The sequence below is a fragment of the Vibrio sp. 10N.286.48.C11 genome (genome assembly GCF_041469805.1).
Taxonomy (GTDB): Bacteria; Pseudomonadota; Gammaproteobacteria; order Enterobacterales; family Vibrionaceae; genus Vibrio; species Vibrio crassostreae_C.
This window is the reverse complement of record NZ_JBFRLK010000049.1, coordinates 55240-71391: the sequence shown is the minus strand read 5'-3', so window position 1 is coordinate 71391 and position 16152 is coordinate 55240. Positions and strand designations below refer to the sequence as shown.

Annotated in this window: 20 protein-coding genes; 11 read left to right on the top strand and 9 right to left on the bottom strand. The window is 44.6% G+C overall.

All coding sequences use genetic code 11. The features are described from left to right. Nucleotides 1-48 precede the first annotated feature (48 nt). Entirely contained in the window at nt 49-558 is a 510-nt protein-coding gene (gene crr, locus AB4209_RS14120) for a PTS glucose transporter subunit IIA (RefSeq protein ID WP_004737851.1), read from the top strand. Nucleotides 559-1043: 485 nt separating this feature from the next. On the opposite strand, the gene AB4209_RS14115 is transcribed toward crr, so the two are convergent. The 4 genes from AB4209_RS14115 to AB4209_RS14100 all read right to left on the bottom strand — a co-directional run bounded on the left by AB4209_RS14115 (nt 1044) and on the right by AB4209_RS14100 (nt 5180). Then, on the bottom strand, nt 1044-2177 hold the full coding sequence (locus AB4209_RS14115) for a flagellin (RefSeq protein ID WP_372056246.1): 1134 nt from the start codon (nt 2175-2177) through the stop codon (nt 1044-1046). A 297-nt stretch (nt 2178-2474) separates the two neighbouring features. Further along, nucleotides 2475-3608, bottom strand: coding sequence for a flagellin (locus AB4209_RS14110; protein WP_017063389.1), 1134 nt, complete (start codon nt 3606-3608; stop codon nt 2475-2477). Between the two features lie 121 nt (nt 3609-3729). Continuing rightward, entirely contained in the window at nt 3730-4653 is a 924-nt protein-coding gene (locus tag AB4209_RS14105) for a Dyp-type peroxidase (protein ID WP_372056244.1), read from the bottom strand. Between the two features lie 65 nt (nt 4654-4718). Continuing rightward, nucleotides 4719-5180: a DUF2919 domain-containing protein gene (locus tag AB4209_RS14100; RefSeq protein WP_017060696.1), complete on the bottom strand. Its 462-nt coding sequence runs from the start codon at nt 5178-5180 to the stop codon at nt 4719-4721. 109 nt (nt 5181-5289) lie between these two features. Here AB4209_RS14100 and AB4209_RS14095 point away from each other — a divergent pair, with 109 nt between their 5' ends. Both AB4209_RS14095 and AB4209_RS14090 read left to right on the top strand, forming a co-directional pair. Next, complete coding sequence (locus tag AB4209_RS14095) at nt 5290-5634, top strand: DUF2956 domain-containing protein (protein WP_017060697.1); 345 nt, start codon at nt 5290-5292, stop codon at nt 5632-5634. 12 nt (nt 5635-5646) lie between these two features. Further along, nucleotides 5647-5979, top strand: coding sequence for a DUF4156 domain-containing protein (locus tag AB4209_RS14090; RefSeq protein WP_372056242.1), 333 nt, complete (start codon nt 5647-5649; stop codon nt 5977-5979). 68 nt (nt 5980-6047) lie between these two features. Here the strand turns inward: AB4209_RS14090 and AB4209_RS14085 are convergent, their stop codons facing one another. After that, nucleotides 6048-6335: a helix-turn-helix domain-containing protein gene (locus AB4209_RS14085; protein ID WP_004734273.1), complete on the bottom strand. Its 288-nt coding sequence runs from the start codon at nt 6333-6335 to the stop codon at nt 6048-6050. 205 nt (nt 6336-6540) lie between these two features. Here AB4209_RS14085 and AB4209_RS14080 point away from each other — a divergent pair, with 205 nt between their 5' ends. From AB4209_RS14080 to AB4209_RS14065, 4 genes are all read left to right on the top strand, one after another. Next, a complete protein-coding gene (locus tag AB4209_RS14080) occupies nt 6541-6888 on the top strand; it encodes an ArsC family reductase (RefSeq protein ID WP_017060699.1) in 348 nt (115 codons plus the stop codon). A gap of 98 nt (nt 6889-6986) precedes the next feature. Beyond that, nucleotides 6987-8123 (top strand): succinyl-diaminopimelate desuccinylase, encoded by a 1137-nt coding sequence (gene dapE / locus AB4209_RS14075; RefSeq protein WP_372056240.1) that lies wholly within the window; start codon nt 6987-6989, stop codon nt 8121-8123. Between the two features lie 45 nt (nt 8124-8168). Beyond that, a complete protein-coding gene (locus tag AB4209_RS14070; protein WP_017063385.1) occupies nt 8169-8843 on the top strand; it encodes a M15 family metallopeptidase in 675 nt (224 codons plus the stop codon). Between the two features lie 8 nt (nt 8844-8851). Next, nucleotides 8852-9061, top strand: a complete 210-nt coding sequence (locus tag AB4209_RS14065; RefSeq protein ID WP_017060702.1) for a DUF2897 family protein — start codon at nt 8852-8854, stop codon at nt 9059-9061. Nucleotides 9062-9222: 161 nt separating this feature from the next. Here AB4209_RS14065 and bamC read toward each other — a convergent pair whose 3' ends face one another. Continuing rightward, a complete protein-coding gene (gene bamC, locus AB4209_RS14060; RefSeq protein ID WP_017060703.1) occupies nt 9223-10269 on the bottom strand; it encodes an outer membrane protein assembly factor BamC in 1047 nt (348 codons plus the stop codon). A gap of 48 nt (nt 10270-10317) precedes the next feature. Further along, nucleotides 10318-11196, bottom strand: a complete 879-nt coding sequence (dapA, locus tag AB4209_RS14055) for a 4-hydroxy-tetrahydrodipicolinate synthase (protein ID WP_017060704.1) — start codon at nt 11194-11196, stop codon at nt 10318-10320. Nucleotides 11197-11570: 374 nt separating this feature from the next. Here dapA and AB4209_RS14050 point away from each other — a divergent pair, with 374 nt between their 5' ends. Beyond that, a complete protein-coding gene (locus AB4209_RS14050; protein WP_017060705.1) occupies nt 11571-12113 on the top strand; it encodes a glycine cleavage system protein R in 543 nt (180 codons plus the stop codon). 12 nt (nt 12114-12125) lie between these two features. Beyond that, the gene (gene bcp, locus AB4209_RS14045; protein WP_017060706.1) at nt 12126-12596 is read left to right on the top strand and encodes a thioredoxin-dependent thiol peroxidase; all 471 of its coding nucleotides are present in this window, start codon (nt 12126-12128) and stop codon (nt 12594-12596) included. Nucleotides 12597-12732: 136 nt separating this feature from the next. On the opposite strand, the gene AB4209_RS14040 is transcribed toward bcp, so the two are convergent. Together AB4209_RS14040 and AB4209_RS14035 are read right to left on the bottom strand one after the other, a co-directional pair. Beyond that, entirely contained in the window at nt 12733-13809 is a 1077-nt protein-coding gene (locus tag AB4209_RS14040) for an AI-2E family transporter (protein WP_372056238.1), read from the bottom strand. After that, entirely contained in the window at nt 13802-14041 is a 240-nt protein-coding gene (locus AB4209_RS14035; protein ID WP_010436581.1) for a sulfurtransferase TusA family protein, read from the bottom strand. Before AB4209_RS14035 ends, AB4209_RS14040 begins: the two co-directional genes overlap by 8 nt. A gap of 178 nt (nt 14042-14219) precedes the next feature. Between AB4209_RS14035 and AB4209_RS14030 the strand changes: the two genes are divergently transcribed. Both AB4209_RS14030 and arsC read left to right on the top strand, forming a co-directional pair. Then, nucleotides 14220-15674, top strand: coding sequence for a M48 family metallopeptidase (locus AB4209_RS14030; RefSeq protein ID WP_017060710.1), 1455 nt, complete (start codon nt 14220-14222; stop codon nt 15672-15674). Nucleotides 15675-15796: 122 nt separating this feature from the next. Beyond that, nucleotides 15797-16147 (top strand): arsenate reductase (glutaredoxin), encoded by a 351-nt coding sequence (arsC, locus tag AB4209_RS14025; RefSeq protein ID WP_017060711.1) that lies wholly within the window; start codon nt 15797-15799, stop codon nt 16145-16147. Nucleotides 16148-16152 lie beyond the last annotated feature (5 nt).

The following is a 16152-nucleotide window of genomic DNA, read 5'->3' as shown; positions in this document are numbered from 1 at the left end:
GTATAGTATATTCTACAGAATAAAACTAAACGTTAGGAGCATGACACAATGGGTCTGTTTGACAAACTGAAAAAGCTTGTATCTGATGACAGCGCTGATGCTGGTGCAATCGAAATCATCGCACCTCTTTCTGGTGAAATCGTAAACATCGAAGATGTGCCAGATGTAGTTTTCGCTGAAAAAATCGTTGGTGACGGCATCGCGATCAAACCAGCTGGCGACAAAATGGTAGCTCCAGTTAACGGTACTATCGGTAAGATCTTCGAAACTAACCACGCATTCTCTATCGAGTCTGACGACGGTGTTGAGCTTTTCGTTCACTTCGGTATCGATACTGTTGAACTTAAAGGCGAAGGCTTCACTCGTGTAGCTGAAGAAGGTCAATCTGTTAAAGCTGGTGACACTATCATCACTTTCGACCTAGCGCTTCTAGAAGAGAAAGCAAAATCTACGCTTACTCCAGTTGTTATCTCTAACATGGACGAAATCAAAGAGCTGAACAAGCTTTCTGGTTCTGTAACTGTTGGCGAAACTCCAGTTCTTAAAGTAACTAAGTAATCTCGATTACTTATCTGCTTTAATTAAAACGCTACCTAAGGGTGGCGTTTTTTGTGCCTGCTATATAGTTCTAATGCCAGATTACCAGCCGCTTTGGCCTTATACCTAACAACTACAAATCCCCTTCTTCTTTGGGCCTCTCACGAACAGAGATCCCTGACATCTCGCTCGGTTCGATTCTGGGATGACGATTAAACACTATGGTTTAAGCCTGAGTGATTGTTACTCAAACAGACCTCTTCTATACAGTTAGCTATAGAGTCACCAATACCCAACTCCCGTCATTCCCTACAGTGAGGCACGAACGTGATAGGGAATCTCGCTTTCCAATCAACTACCAACACCACAATTCCCCTCTCTTCTCCAAATTTCAGGCAATAAAAAACCCAGCCGAAGCTGGGTCTGTTTAGCGCTCATCTCTCACCACGAGCTAATTTGTGGAAGCCTAACGTCAACACTATTGGTCAACGTGGCTTTTCAATCGATTAACCTAGTAGGCTAAGTGCCGAGTTCGGTGCTTGCTTCGCTTGAGCAAGAATCGAGCTTGAAGCTTGAGAAAGGATCTGAGACTTAGTCATCTGAGTCGTTTCTTTCGCGAAGTCGGTATCTTTAATACGGCTCTTAGATGCGTTAACGTTCTCGTTAATGTTGTCTAAGTTGCTGATAGCGTGGTCGAAACGGTTTTGGAAAGCACCTAGCTCAGCACGGTGGCTGTCTACGTACTTAAGTGCTGCATCGATTACTGCTACAGACTCTTGTGCGCCGCCAACAGACGTTACGTCGATAGTATCAACGGTTACGTCTTTACCCGCTTGAATGCCTAGCTCACCAGCAAGACCACCAGAGAAAGACACGTCGCCGCTCACTTTGTTGTTACCAGTGAACATTTGTAGCTTGCCGTCTTCAGTCACAGACGCTTTAACAGAATCTTGCTGACCGTTGATGTAAGTCGCTAGCTCTTCGATGTCGTCACCCGCTTTTGCGCTGATGTCGATTTCTTGTGCTTGACCAAAGTTGTCAGTGAACGACAATTTTAGGTCGTTAGAGCCCGCTTGTACGTTCCAGTCTTTGTCTTTAGCGTTCTCAGTTTGGTAGCTCTTACCACCCATCTGAGCGTTATCAGAGCGCATGTCTTTCAGTTGAAGCATTACCGCTTCACCGTTATCCGCACCGATTTGGAATGATTTAGTACCGTGAGTACCGTTAAGCAGCTTGTTACCACCAAAAGACGTCGTTTCCGCGATACGGTTCAGTTCGTCGTTCAGCGCTGTTACTTCTTCTTGAATCGCTACACGCTCAGATTTTGAGTTTGAGCCGTTTGAAGATTGTAGAGACAAATCACGCATACGTTGCAGGATGTTAGTCGTCTCGTTCATTGCACCTTCAGCAGTTTGTGCAATTGAGATACCGTCGTTCGCGTTACGTACAGCAACATCAAGGCCACGACTTTGAACGTTCAAACGGTTCGAGATTTGTAGACCCGCAGCGTCATCTTTTGCGCTGTTGATTTTTGAGCCAGAAGCTAGACGCTCCATTGATGTTTGTTGTGCGCTGTTTGCATTGTTTAGGTAACGTTGCGCTGTCATCGCTGAAACGTTTGTATTTACATTCACTGCCATGGTGACTTCTCCAATTGATTTTCCGGTATAGCGGTTTCCGACGTCTCGGAAAACCAAGTAGTTATCTCTAAGTTACTTTTAATAACGGCGTGATTGGCGAAACCTTTAGGAAAAAAACAACAAATTTAAAGAAATAGCGGTAAAACAGAAGAAAGCGTGACTGGTCGTAAAATTATCGAAAAAAGATGAGAAAATCGCTAAAGTTGCCGGGAAGTCAGTCGAGTGAGAAATTGTATTTTTATTCGCCAAAAAGCACCGGCCAAGCTGAAATGCTTTTATAAGATTGTAGGTAATTCATTAACCTAATAACGTTAAAGCTAGATTCGGCGCTTGCTTGGCTTGAGCGAGTATCGTTGTGCTCACTTGCTGCAGTATTTGTTGCTTGAGCATTTGAGTGGTTTCTTTGGCGTAGTCGGTATCTTTGATTCGACTGTTTGATGTCGCCAAATTCTCATGAACGTTTTCAAGATTGTTAATGGCATGATCAAAGCGGTTTTGCATTGCCCCTAATTCAGAGCGATGGCTATCGACATACTTCATCGCCGTATCCAAAATAGAGACGGCGCGCTGAGCACCACCCACATCCGTTACATTGATGTCATTAACTGACTCGTAATAGCCCGCTGACATCGAAAGCTCACTGGCTAATGAACCTGAAAAAGAGATGGTACCCGCGGTATCTTCACCTGACATATAAATCTGAAGTTGTCCGTCATCATTAACAGAAGCCGATAAGAGATCCGTTTGACCATTAATGTAAGTCGCCAACTCTTCGATATCATCGCCCGCTTTCGCGTTGATGGTGATCTCTTGTGGCTGACCAAAACGATCGGTAAACGACATCGTCATATCATTCTGGTTTGATTTCACTTCCCATGAATCACTGGCCATGCCATTAGCAACGTAGCTAAAGCCGCCCATGTTGATGTCATCAGTACGCATGCTTTTCAAACCAATCTGCACAGCTTCGCCCGAACTGCCGCCGATTTGAAACGAGGTGTGCCCAAAACTGCCGTTAAGGAGTTTTTTACCACCGAATGAAGTGGTTTCGGCAATTCGATTCAGCTCGTCATTTAACGCGGTGACTTCTTCTTGAATAGCGATTCGTTCCGATGAACTATTCGAGCCGTTACTCGCTTGTAGGGATAAGTCTCGCATGCGCTGCATGATATTAGTGGTTTCATTCATCGCCCCTTCTGCAGTCTGCATAATGGAGATACCGTCGTTAGCATTTCGAACAGCAACATCAATGCCACTCATCTGTGCTTCTAATCGATTTGAGATCTGTAAGCCAGCCGCATCGTCTTTTGCACTATTAATACGGCTCCCTGAAGCTAAGCGCTCCAAAGATTGGTTCAGCATGTTATTAGCGTTAGAGAGGTTTCTCTGAGCCACTAACGCCGAGACATTCGTATTGACAGTTATAGCCATAGACCTTCGCTTACAAAAAGATGAATAAAACTCACGATTGCTCTTATATCGACCAGTTCATATAAAGCTTTAATAAAAAAGGAGCCCTGAGGCTCCCTTTCTTTGCTGCAGATGAGGTGATTTACTTAATCGTTAATACACTCAACATGTCAGTTGAAGGTGCAAAGTAGTAAGCGCCAGTCACTGCTTTGGTAAAGCGAAGCAGTTGGTCTGTTTTGCCATCTGTTGCGCCGTACATGCTCTCTAACATCGCATCGAAGTTATGACGAACGTTACAGTAAGCAATGAACAATAAGCCGTGGTCGCCCGTAGCAGTACCGTAAGGTAGACTGTGGCGAACAATCTTAAGCCCCTTGCCTTCTTCTTTGATATCCACACGGCCAACGTGAGACGCCGCAGGAACATCATCTAACTCAATTGAATCAGGTTTAGTTCGGCCAATCACTTTCTCTTGTGCCGACACATTCAAGCGATTCCAAGCTGGCAGATTGTGCACAAAACGCTGCACCATCACATAACTACCACCAGCGAATTCACCCTCAGGCACAATAGCAACTTCAGCACGTTGTGCGTCTTTCGGGTTTTCAGTGCCATCAACAAAGTCTGTCATGTCACGAGAGTCTAGGAAGCGGTAACCATAAGTTTCATCAACCACTTCAACATCAACTGCTACTTCAGATAGCAATTTACGCAAGATAAAGAAGTGCAGATCATGTCGGTTTGAATGACAGTGAATCAGAACATCAGACAGTGTGCTCGGCGCGGTGATATCACCTTCACCCAGCACAGGGAAGTCGATCAAATCAGCGGGCGCTGCTTGCTCGAACCTATCCCAAAAAGCTTTTGAGAACGCAACCGATGCCGTTAAGTTCGCATCAGGCTGAGTTTGGTTTAGTTCGTCGATTAGAGTCGGAAGCTTTTGAATTTCTGCTAGTACATTAGCCGTATTAGCGTTCACTTTAAGTTGAACGTAAAGCGCGAAAGGCCCAGCTTCAGGCAAAATAGCACTTTGAACGTTAGGCTGCTCATTTGAAACATTAAGCATAGATTATTCCTTCCAGTTTTAGCTTCTAAGTATAATTGTGAATGGGACAAATGTTTTGATGAGAATCAGTCTTCGAGCTCAACCACTTTAAAGCAATCCCTTGCAGCATGGCTATTGGTTAGATAAAGCGCTAACCACAGCAGCAACAATAGGGTGATGCCATTTGACCAACGGAACCATCCGTTATCCAAATAGATTAAATAAATCGTATGGGAGCCCTGTGCCAAGATAGCCATCATGGTAACCCAACGTCCCCATGACACGACTTTGTTAAGGCGCTTTCTATCTGGCGATCTTAGCCCAAATAACCACATCAGCAGCAAACTAGGCACACTCAACGCGATCCCGACATAAAACATCTGATGGTCTGGGTAGATTATCTCAAGAATATCGGTTCCCGATTCTCGGCTTGCGCCTGCAACAATGAAAACGACCAAGGCTTTCGCAAGAAACAACCAACCTAGCCAGAGCAAGATTGGAGCTTTCAAAAAGCCGTGCTTGTCGTATTGTTCTATGGAGTACCGCACAAATCTCACTTTCACTTATTTTCAAACCAACACTTTAACGCAAATCATTCATACTTAACTAGCTTTGCGTTATCTTAGTAGCCAATCCGTTTTAATTGTCGAACTCAGTATGAAAAACAAAACTAATACGCCCTCTGTTGAATCTCAACAGGAAGCACTGAAGATAGCCAAAGCGACTCAAAAGCCAGCTCAAACCAAAGAACAAACTAAACTGATTGCTCAGGGGATCGAGAAAGGCATCGCACTGTACAAGAAACAGCAAAAAGAACGCAGCCGCCAAGCCGATAAAGCGAAGAAGCGCGTACAGAAAGAAAAACAGACTCAACAAGCTAATCAACACCAAGAAGACACGATCGAAACAAGTGTTGAAACACCATCAAATCACGCCACTAAACTGCCGTGGTTACTACTGTTCGCAAGCTGGGTAGGCTTCGCGATTTATTTGATGCAATAGCAGGGTAAACGTATGAAAAAGGAATTAGTCGCTTTGGCTATGAGTGGCATGTTACTCGGGTGTACCAAACCCACATCAACGCCTCATAGTAAAGCGGACAAGGTACAAATTGATTACCACGGCCTGATTAACATCGAGCAGTGTGAGTATAAAGGGGAAATCACTGGCAGCGAAGGTCATTGGTACAGCTACTTGTTCTTTCCCAATGACACCCTGATTCAAGGTGCGATGAATGAGCTTAAATCGAATGCCATTGAGCTAGGCGCAGACACCGTCATCTTTACCCTACCCCAAGATTTCAGCACTTCCGTGACTATGCTTGGTACCGCCTACCTGTGCGAGTAAGCAACTAAAGCGGCATATCGATATGCTTTGATTTTATGACACCCAAAAGAAAGCCAGCTTTCGCTGGCTTATGCACTAAATCCAAGGCTTGTTGCTATATCGCCTTTACGCTGGATAACCCATTGACTGTCAAATGGCCCCCAGTCGGATAACTGGTAATAGCCATCATTATGACGTCGCCCATCTTGAACAAACATAAGTTCGATACCGATCCCCGGTAACGCCTTGAGTACATCTTGAATAGTACGACGAGGCCACCCCGTTTTTTCGATGAGTTTAGGCACATTTGGCCTATCAAGGCTTTCCACTAACAATGCTAAATATAGCCGCCTTGCAAAAACAGGACTCAACTCCATTGACACCTCCTATATATGTGCAGCTCAATTATTTCTTTTTTCGCTGACAACATGTTGAGGCTGATCAATAAGTCTCCAATAGTGACATTTTCTTACGCTTTTTTTTCACTCTATGAAATATTCATCACTCTATTTTGTCTGAGTTGCTGCTTCCTGATAGGATTCAACTCATAACAATGAAATAAAATCACTCAAAGGAAGAATAATGACTATCACCATGTTTGGTATCCCAAATTGCGACACCATTAAAAAAGCAAAGAAATGGCTCGAAGCTGAAGGTATCGAGTTCGAATTTCACGATTATCGCAAACAAGGCATCACAGAAGAGCTAGTAACAAGCTTCTGCTCTGAGCTAGGTTGGGAGCTTGTGCTAAACAAACGTGGTACGACTTATCGCCAACTTTCTCAAGAACAGAAAGACACCCTAACAGAAGAAAAAGCGGTGACTTTGCTTGTTGAACAACCTGCAATGATCAAGCGCCCAATCTTAAAAGTTGAGGGTAAGCTTCACATCGGATTTAAAGCCGACCAATACGCGGCTATTTTTGCTTAGATCGTTGTATTTACATAGACAGACAACAGGACGTTGATCAGTGAATCAGCGCCTAAAAATTAATGACTAGACGTTTTATTTAAACAAGGAATTCAAGGATGACAGATAGCCCAACTTTGGCTCTGGCAAAAGACCTAATCAGCCGTCAATCGGTAACACCAGAAGATGCAGGCTGCCAAGACCTGATGATTGAACGCTTAAAAGCACTCGGTTTTAAAATCGAAGTGATGGTATTTGAAGATACGACCAACTTCTGGGCTCGTCGTGGTACTGAAGCGCCTCTGTTTGCTTTTGCTGGTCACACTGATGTGGTACCTGCAGGCCCAATCGAACAGTGGAACACTAAGCCATTCGAACCGACTATCGTAGACGGTTTCCTACATGGCCGTGGCGCTGCTGATATGAAAGGCTCTCTGGCTTCAATGATTGTTGCCGTCGAGCAGTTCATTGCCAAACACCCAGACCACACAGGCTCAATTGGTTTCCTGATCACTTCAGATGAGGAAGGTCCTTTCATCAACGGTACTGTACGTGTTGTTGAAGCATTAATGGCGCGCGGTGAAAACATCGATATGTGTATCGTTGGTGAACCATCGAGCACTGAGTTCGTGGGTGATGTCGTGAAGAACGGCCGTCGTGGCTCTATCACTGGCGACCTAACGATTAAAGGCACACAAGGTCATGTTGCCTACCCTCACCTAGCAAACAACCCAGTACACAGCTCTCTGCTTGCTATTAATGAGCTAGCAACAACTGAGTGGGATAAAGGTAATGATTACTTCCCGCCAACCAGTTTCCAAATTCCAAATGTGAGTGCGGGTACTGGTGCTTCAAACGTGATCCCTGGTGAGTTTAATGTTCAGTTTAACCTACGCTTTAGTACAGAGTTAAGCAACGACATCATCGTTGAGCGCATCACAACGACACTCGACAAGTATGATTTCGAATACGACCTAAGATGGACATTCAATGGCGACCCGTTCTTAACAGACGCAGGTTCACTGCTTGATGCTATTGTTGATGCAGTGGGTCACGTCAATGATGTGAAACCAGCACTGCTAACGACTGGCGGTACATCTGATGGTCGCTTTATTGCACGTATGGGCGGACAAGTGGTTGAACTAGGCCCTGTGAATGCAACGATTCACAAGGTTAACGAATGCGTGAAGGTAGCCGATTTAGAAAAGCTAACTGACATGTACGAAAGAACATTAGTGAACCTATTCGCTAAATAGTCTTTCATCAGCGATTCATAGCATCCAATTATTGAGAGACTCGTTATGACACCAGAGCAGCTTACCGGACAATCAGATTCTCATCTAGAGCCTAGCCTGATCGGCACCAAGACCTTCTTGGTCCACAGTGAGGTTAAGAATGACCTGAATAATTTGATTGAAGCTGCTCAGCTCGCTGGTTTTAAAATGGAGATTGCCAGTGGCTTTCGCGACTATGAAAGGCAATCTCTGATTTGGAACCGTAAGTTTTCTGGCGAAGCTCCGATATTAGATTCAGAAAGCCAACCTCTTGATGCTTCAAAACTGACCGAACAACAAAAGCTATCGGCTATCCTGAGATGGTCTGCGCTTCCCGGCGCGAGTCGTCATCATTGGGGTTGTGACTTCGATGTCTTTGCTCGTAACCACTTACCTGAAGGCATACATCTGCAATTAGAACCATGGGAATACCTTACTGGCCACCAGCAATCGTTTTACCAATGGCTATCAGTTCATGCTGCACAATTTGGTTTCTTCTTTCCTTACAGCCAAGATTTGGGTGGTGTGGCGATCGAACCATGGCATATCAGCCATCGCAAAGTATCGGAGTCGTGTTTATCACAGTTATCTCCGACTTTACTTGGCAAGCAACTCCAATCTAAGCCAGTATTAGGGTATGAGATTATTATGGAGCAGCTAGACGAGATCTATGCACGCTTCGTAGCGAATATCAGTCATTAGGAGCGCTTATGTTGGAGTGGCTTACAAACCCTTGGGTTATCATCATCATCGTAGTTAGCGTTGTTGTGGGTAACATCGCAGCGCTCAAACAGACAGCCAATATGGATCTGACGGGGCGTGGTAAAACTGAGCGAGATTTAGATAAGCTCAATCGCTCGGATAAACTTAACCAAGAGAAAGCTGAAAAAGAAGAATCCAAAGACAATAAAGACGCATAGCCTTTTGCTTTGGCTAATCAGCTTGATTGACCAATTTTGATTGACCAATGTAGCCTGATGACAACGAATACAATAAAAAAGAGGACACAGTGTGTCCTCTTTTTTATTTGCTTTTGCTAATCACAAGGCTGATTTAACTCAGCTTGTGACGGCTTGAATGACTACTCAGCTTTCGCTTCTTTGTCATCTTTGGTTTGGTCAGCAATATGCGCTAATACCGGAACCATAGACTTAAGCAGCTCTTCTTCTACTGGCTTACCTGATGCATCCGTTACGTTGATTGACGTACGGTTGCCAAGGTCACCAAATAGGAAGTTGTAAGTGCCTGGCGCTAAGTCGATAGGCTGTAGGCCAATTTCTTCCCAGAACTCATCATCTGGTGCTGCGTACTTCGCCTTCACCGTACCCTGAGATTGATTGCGTTCTTCAAGCTCAAAGCCCATTTCAGGCAACAAGTTAGGCAGACGCTGCCAGAATACATTGTATGGCGTACGAGCAATAATCACAGGGAAACCACTACGGTCAGCACCCATTGAAATTGGAATACGCTTCACCAACTCTTGCGCTTTCAGCGCCGCTTCAGCACGAAGGTTTTCATCGTACTTAGCCATAACTAGGTTGGTCAGGAACGCGTTGTAACGCTCTTTATTGGTTGCCGTTACTGTTTTCTCTTCAGTACCTTCACGCCAATCAATCAGATTAATCTTGAAGCCATGACGGTTGTTTGCTTGGAAGCGAGAGATAGAGTAACGACTACCAATCTCTACGTCTTCATCTTCAGAAACCCAAGTTACCCAATCGGTCTCAATCTCATTCTCTGATTGCTCACGAATACCAATACCACGTTGAGCCAGCATATCTACAGCCGTTTGCCACACGCGGTCTGCCTCTTCTGCGCGAAGAAGCCATAGTGTCACTTCACCGTTTTGACGCTCAGCACGAGCACCCGGGATCAGTTCAAGAACCTGTTGCGGTGGACGAATATCCACTTCACGACCAGTACCACCACTGAATTCACCGCTTGGGATGTCAAAATTTGGGTAGAACTGAGGCTGAGCATCTACAGGCAATTGCCATTGTGAAAACTCAGGTGTTTCTAAGTATTCGAAATCATCTTTGGCTTGGCGACGTTGAGTCGGGTTGCCAGAACATGCTGTAAGAACGAAAACAGCCAGTGACCCAATCACTAGCTGGTGAGAATACTTCATTTATACTCCTAAATGCCGAAGGTTCGCTTCGGCATCACTTCATACGTTTTAGTAAATGCACGCTTCAGTCATTGCTTGAGCAACAACAGGTTGAGCTGGCTCTGACAGTTCAGTCAGCGGTAGACGTAAGCCACCTTCAGCAATCAGACCCATTTTATGAACCGCCCATTTTACGGGAATAGGGTTAGACTCAACGAACAAATTCTTATGTAGAGGCATCAAACGCTCATTGATCGCTTCCGCTTCTTCAAACTTACCTTCTTTTGCTAGCTTGAACATGGTTGCCATATCAGCGGCTGCAACATTGTTCGTTACAGAGATCACGCCATCGCCACCACGCTTAACAAATTCTAGGCCTGTTAAGTCATCACCACTTAGTAAGATAAAGTCTTCGCCACAAAGTTCACGGTGAATTGCAATTCTGTCGAGATCACCCGTCGCATCTTTCAGTGCAACGATGTTTTCGATCTCAGCAAGACGAGCAACCGTTTCTGGCAACAAGTCTACCGCAGTACGACCTGGAACATTGTATAGAATTTGTGGAACGTCACTGACTTCAGCAATCGCTTTGTAGTGTTGGTACAAACCTTCTTGAGTCGGTTTGTTGTAGTAAGGCGTTACGCTCAGGCAACCAGCAATACCAGAACCATTCAACAAACGGCTGAATAGAACAGATTCATGAGTTGCATTTGCACCTGTACCAGCGATAACGGGAATACGACCATCAGCAAATTCAACGATCTTGTTGACGACTTTGACATGCTCTTCAATAGTGAGTGTTGAAGACTCACCTGTTGTGCCAACCGCAACCAGACCATCACTACCTGCAGCAATATGGTGCTCAACTAACTTTTTAAGGCTGTCGAAATCCACTTCACCATCTGTATTAAATGGCGTAACTAGCGCAACGATACTTCCTGAAAACATGTCTATCTCCCTTAATTTATTCTTTTTGCATGTTACTGTAAGCCAATCAATAAACACAAGACATTAAAGTGGCTTACCGGCAACATCTGCATTAAATATTGTCGTATGTTTGAGGTAAAACGACTTCTAACGGCGTTCTACCTAGAATTTGGGTAACCTGCACTCAATCTAGCGGATAGCACATCACTGGATGTCAGTAACAAGTAAGCTGTGCTCTCATCGCTCTATCTCATTTTTTAACGCGCTCGATATTCTTATCATTGGTTGCATGTTCGAAGCAAGGTCGCACATAAAAAGCCCCGCACGCACGCTTATTCCACGAGCTAACTGTGCTAACATGCATGAATCAATGGAATATAAAGAGACGTGATTTTATGACTCAACATCTAGTAATCACAGCTGTGGGCACTGATCGCCCAGGTGTATGCAACCAAGTGGTTCATTTAGTCACCCAATCAGGCTGTAACATTATTGATAGCCGTATCGCCCTGTTTGGCGAAGAATTTACGCTTATCATGCTGCTGTCTGGAAAGGCAAACAACATTACCCGCGTTGAAACCACCTTGCCCTTGCTTGGACAAGAGCACGACTTGATTACGATTATGAAGCGAACCTCAACTCATGATGTTATTGAGAACTCTTACACAGTAGAGGTGTTCGTTGAGTCAGACGATAAAATCGGACTTACTGAGCAGTTTACCCAGTTCTTCGCAGACCGAAACATCGGCCTCGATTCGTTAAGTGCACGAACCATCAATAAATCTAAGGTTCAACTCGACAACGACCAATTCCATATCTCTATTACCGCTTCTGTGCAATCAGAATGTAATTTGATGCAGCTACAAGAAGAATTCGATTCGCTGTGTCAGAGCCTATCAGTCCAAGGCTCGCTCAACTTTATCAAAAACAGTCTTTAAAAAGGAAATGTCATGAATACGCTAACGGCTGGTGTTCCAGCACCTGCTTTTTCTCTTCCAGATCAAGATGGCAATATCGTATCTCTTGGTGACTTCAAAGGTAAAAAAGTACTTTTCTATTTTTACCCTAAAGCAATGACTCCAGGTTGTATTGTGCAAGCGGAAGGCCTGCGTGATATCAAAACACAGCTTGATGACCTAAACGTGGTTGTTCTAGGTGTGAGTGTTGACCCAGTAAAACGTCTACCAAACTTCGTTGAGAAGAAATCTCTAAACTTCACCCTGCTATCTGATGAAGACCACAGCGTTGCTGAACAGTTTGGCGTTTGGGGCGAGAAAAAATTCATGGGTAAAATCTACGACGGTCTGCACCGTATTAGCTTCCTAATTGATGAAGAAGGTCAGATTGAACATGTCTTCAACAAGTTCAAGACTAAGACTCACCACGAAGTGGTTCTAGATTACTTCAATCAAGAAGCTTAAGGGCGATTTGAGTGAGTTAATGACTTAGATTCATCACTTTCTAAGGCAATAGCAACACTCATTAAGCTAATTATTAAGCTAAGAGCAAAAAGGCCGAACATCATGGATGTTCGGCCTTTTTCTATAACAAGATCAATTACTTTTGATGTTCTGGGTCATCGTCTAATGCGTGACTCGGTAAGGCATTCCAAACCGCCTTAACTAACGTTGCCAACGGGATAGCAAAGAACACGCCCCAGAATCCCCACAGTCCACCAAACACTAACACGGCAACAATAATGGCCACTGGGTGCAGGTTCACCGCTTCAGAGAAAAGAACAGGAACGAGCACGTTACCATCTAGCGCTTGGATAATACCGTAAGCGAGAAGCAACCAGTAAAACTGAGGCTCTAATCCCCACTGGAACAGGCCTACAATCGCCACAGGAACAGTCACAGCTGCCGCGCCGATATAAGGGATCAGTACCGAGAAGCCAACCGCGACAGCCAACAAGACTGAATAACGCAGATCCAGAATCGCAAAGGTTACGTAGCTGACACCACCAACAATTAGAATTTCTAACACTTTACCGCGAATGTAATTTGAGATTTGCTGGTTCATCTCTACCCAAACCTTAGTCGCTAGACGGCGGTTCTTAGGTAATACACCACTTGCCATGCTGATCATTTCTTCTTTATCCTTGAGCAAGAAGAAGATCAAAAGCGGTACAAGAATCAAGTAAACCGCAAGTGTCGCTAAACTCACAAGAGATGCTAAAGAACCTTTCACTACACTTTCACCGAAACCTAGCGCTTTGTTCTTTGCGTTAGACATGATCGATTCAACAATCTGTAGGTTGGCTAATTCAGGGTAGCGTTCGGGAATCGTCGCAATGAACTTTTGCAAACTACCATACATGCTCGGAATATCATTAATAAGGTTGCCCACTTGCTCCCAAATCGTTGGTACTAAACCAAACAGTGCCAGCAGCATCAGGCTAAAGAACATCATGATCACCAACATCACCGATGGTGTTCTTGGCACACCAAGTCTTTGAAGTTGGGTAACGGGCCACTCAAGTAAGTAAGCCAAAACAATAGCAACCAATAATGGCGCAATGAGATGACCAAAGAAGTAGATCGTAATAAAGCCGAATAGAATGATGGCAACCAAACTGACAGCATGTGGATCAGAGAAACGTCGTTTATACCAACGATTGACCATTTCAAGCATCTGACTGCGATTCCTTTTTAGTGATGAGGAGATGGTGGTAATTAGAACAAACCTCTGTCATGACAACATAAGCTTGCTTAGACAAAAAAGTAACAATATCTTTCATCGAGCTGTTATCAGAAACATAAATTGACAATGATTGGCCTACTTCTAACTTTACACTGTGACGCTTGGCTAATAATAACGCCATTGGGCATCGCTCTTGGCGTAAATCTAGAATATTAGGTGTCATTCTTGGGCTCGATGCTTATTATAAGGGTCGTATTGTAATCTGTTTTTGAAAACGCGCCATCATTCATTCATCTTCCTTCATGATAGCGCACGCACTTGGCAAAGGTTAAATCAGATAAAGAACCAATTTCCATTGCACTTGTCTTACTGTCAGAAGAAACGGAGTATTACTGACTAATATGTTTAAACGCGCTCGCTCAATTGCTTGCTTATGCATCGCAGCTACATTAAGCACCCCAACTATGGCGAATACCAATAGTTTGGAGCTACCAGATATCGGTACCGCTGCTGGCGGCACACTCACTATCGACCAAGAGCTTATCTATGGTGATGCCTACATGCGCATCATCAGAAGTAGCCAGCCTATCGTAAACGACCCAGTTCTAAATCTATATATTGATACTCTTGGCCATCGTCTGGTCGCGAACGCAAATGATGTAAAGACACCTTTCCAGTTCTTTATGATCCGTGACCGCAACATCAACGCCTTTGCTTTCTTTGGTGGTTATGTTGCTTTGCACTCAGGTCTATTCCTGCATGCACAATCTGAAAGTGAATTAGCTTCTGTATTAGCGCACGAAATCGCGCACGTAACCCAACGTCACTTAGCGCGTAGTATGGAAGACCAAGCGCGCCGCTCTCCAGCAACCATTGCAGCGCTAGCAGCCTCTGTATTACTGGCAATTGCAGCTCCTGAAGCCGGCATTGCAGCCCTAACGGCAACGACTGCGGGTAATATGCAAAGCCAAATCAACTACACCCGTAGTAATGAAAAAGAAGCCGACCGCTTTGGTATCAACACGCTAGCAAAAGCTGGGTTTGATGTGAATGCGATGCCACGTTTCTTTGGCCGTTTAGCTGATGAATATCGCTATGCGAGCACACCACCGCCAATGCTACTGACTCACCCATTACCAGAAGACCGAATTACCGATTCACGTGCTCGTGCTCGTAGTTACCCGCCACTGAAACTGGCTCCCTCTCTGGACTACCACCTAGCAAGAGCCCGCATTGTTGCGCGCTATGCTGGCATTAATAATGATGCTGCTCTTGATTGGTTTGAGCGTCAGCTAAAGAAAGCCCCTAAAGCTTTGGTTCCGTCATTAGAATATGGCCAAGCACTGGTTTACCTAGACTCTAAAAAATTAGACAAAGCAGAGCCCATCCTGAACAAGCTGATTAACAGCGATCCAACCAACCTGTTTTATCTAGATGCTATTTCGGATCTGCACATCGAGAAGAAGCAGCCTGAGATTGCGATTAAAGAACTTAAATCGGCACTGGTTCGTCAACCAAACAACCCGGTTCTGACCATTAACTACGCCAACGCACTGATTGAAAATGAAGATCTTCAAGAAGCGGTTCGCGTATTGCAGCGTTACACGCACGATAACCCGAATGACACCAATGGCTGGCACTTACTTTCAAAAGTAAATACGAGCCTTGGGAATAGCGACGAAGAACTGGCTGCTCGTGCAGAAATTTTGGCACTGCAAGCCAACTGGAACAAAGCGATTCAGTACTACACGCAAGCAAGCCAAATCGCAGAATTAGGAAGCCTAAAACAAGCACGCTACGACGCTCGAATTGATCAGCTAATGATTCAACGAGAGCGCTTCTTGTCGCTACAATAGAGTGTTTACTGGTAACAGCTCGTTACCAGAATAAAAAGAAAGCTCAACGTTACACAAAAAAGAAGTCACCCCTGGTGGCTTCAGCTAAACAACTAAATCAAAAATAATAATGAGGAAGAACCATGTCTGTCGTGATTTATCATAACCCACGCTGCTCAAAGAGCCGTCAAACTCTAGAAGTGCTTCAGGAAAACGGCGTACAGCCAGAGGTCATCAAATACCTGGAGACTCCGTTAACAGTTGAACAGCTGAAAGTACTGTTCACTCAGCTTGGTTTTGACAGTGTTCGCGACATGATGCGCACCAAAGAAGCGGACTACAAAGAAGCAAACCTTGGCGATGCTTCAGTTACTGATGAAGATCTTTTCGCCGCGATGGCAACCAATCCAAAACTGTTTGAGCGCCCAGTCGTTGTCGCGAACAACAAAGCAAAAATTGGTCGTCCACCAGAGCAAGTGCTAGAGATTCTGTAATCCAA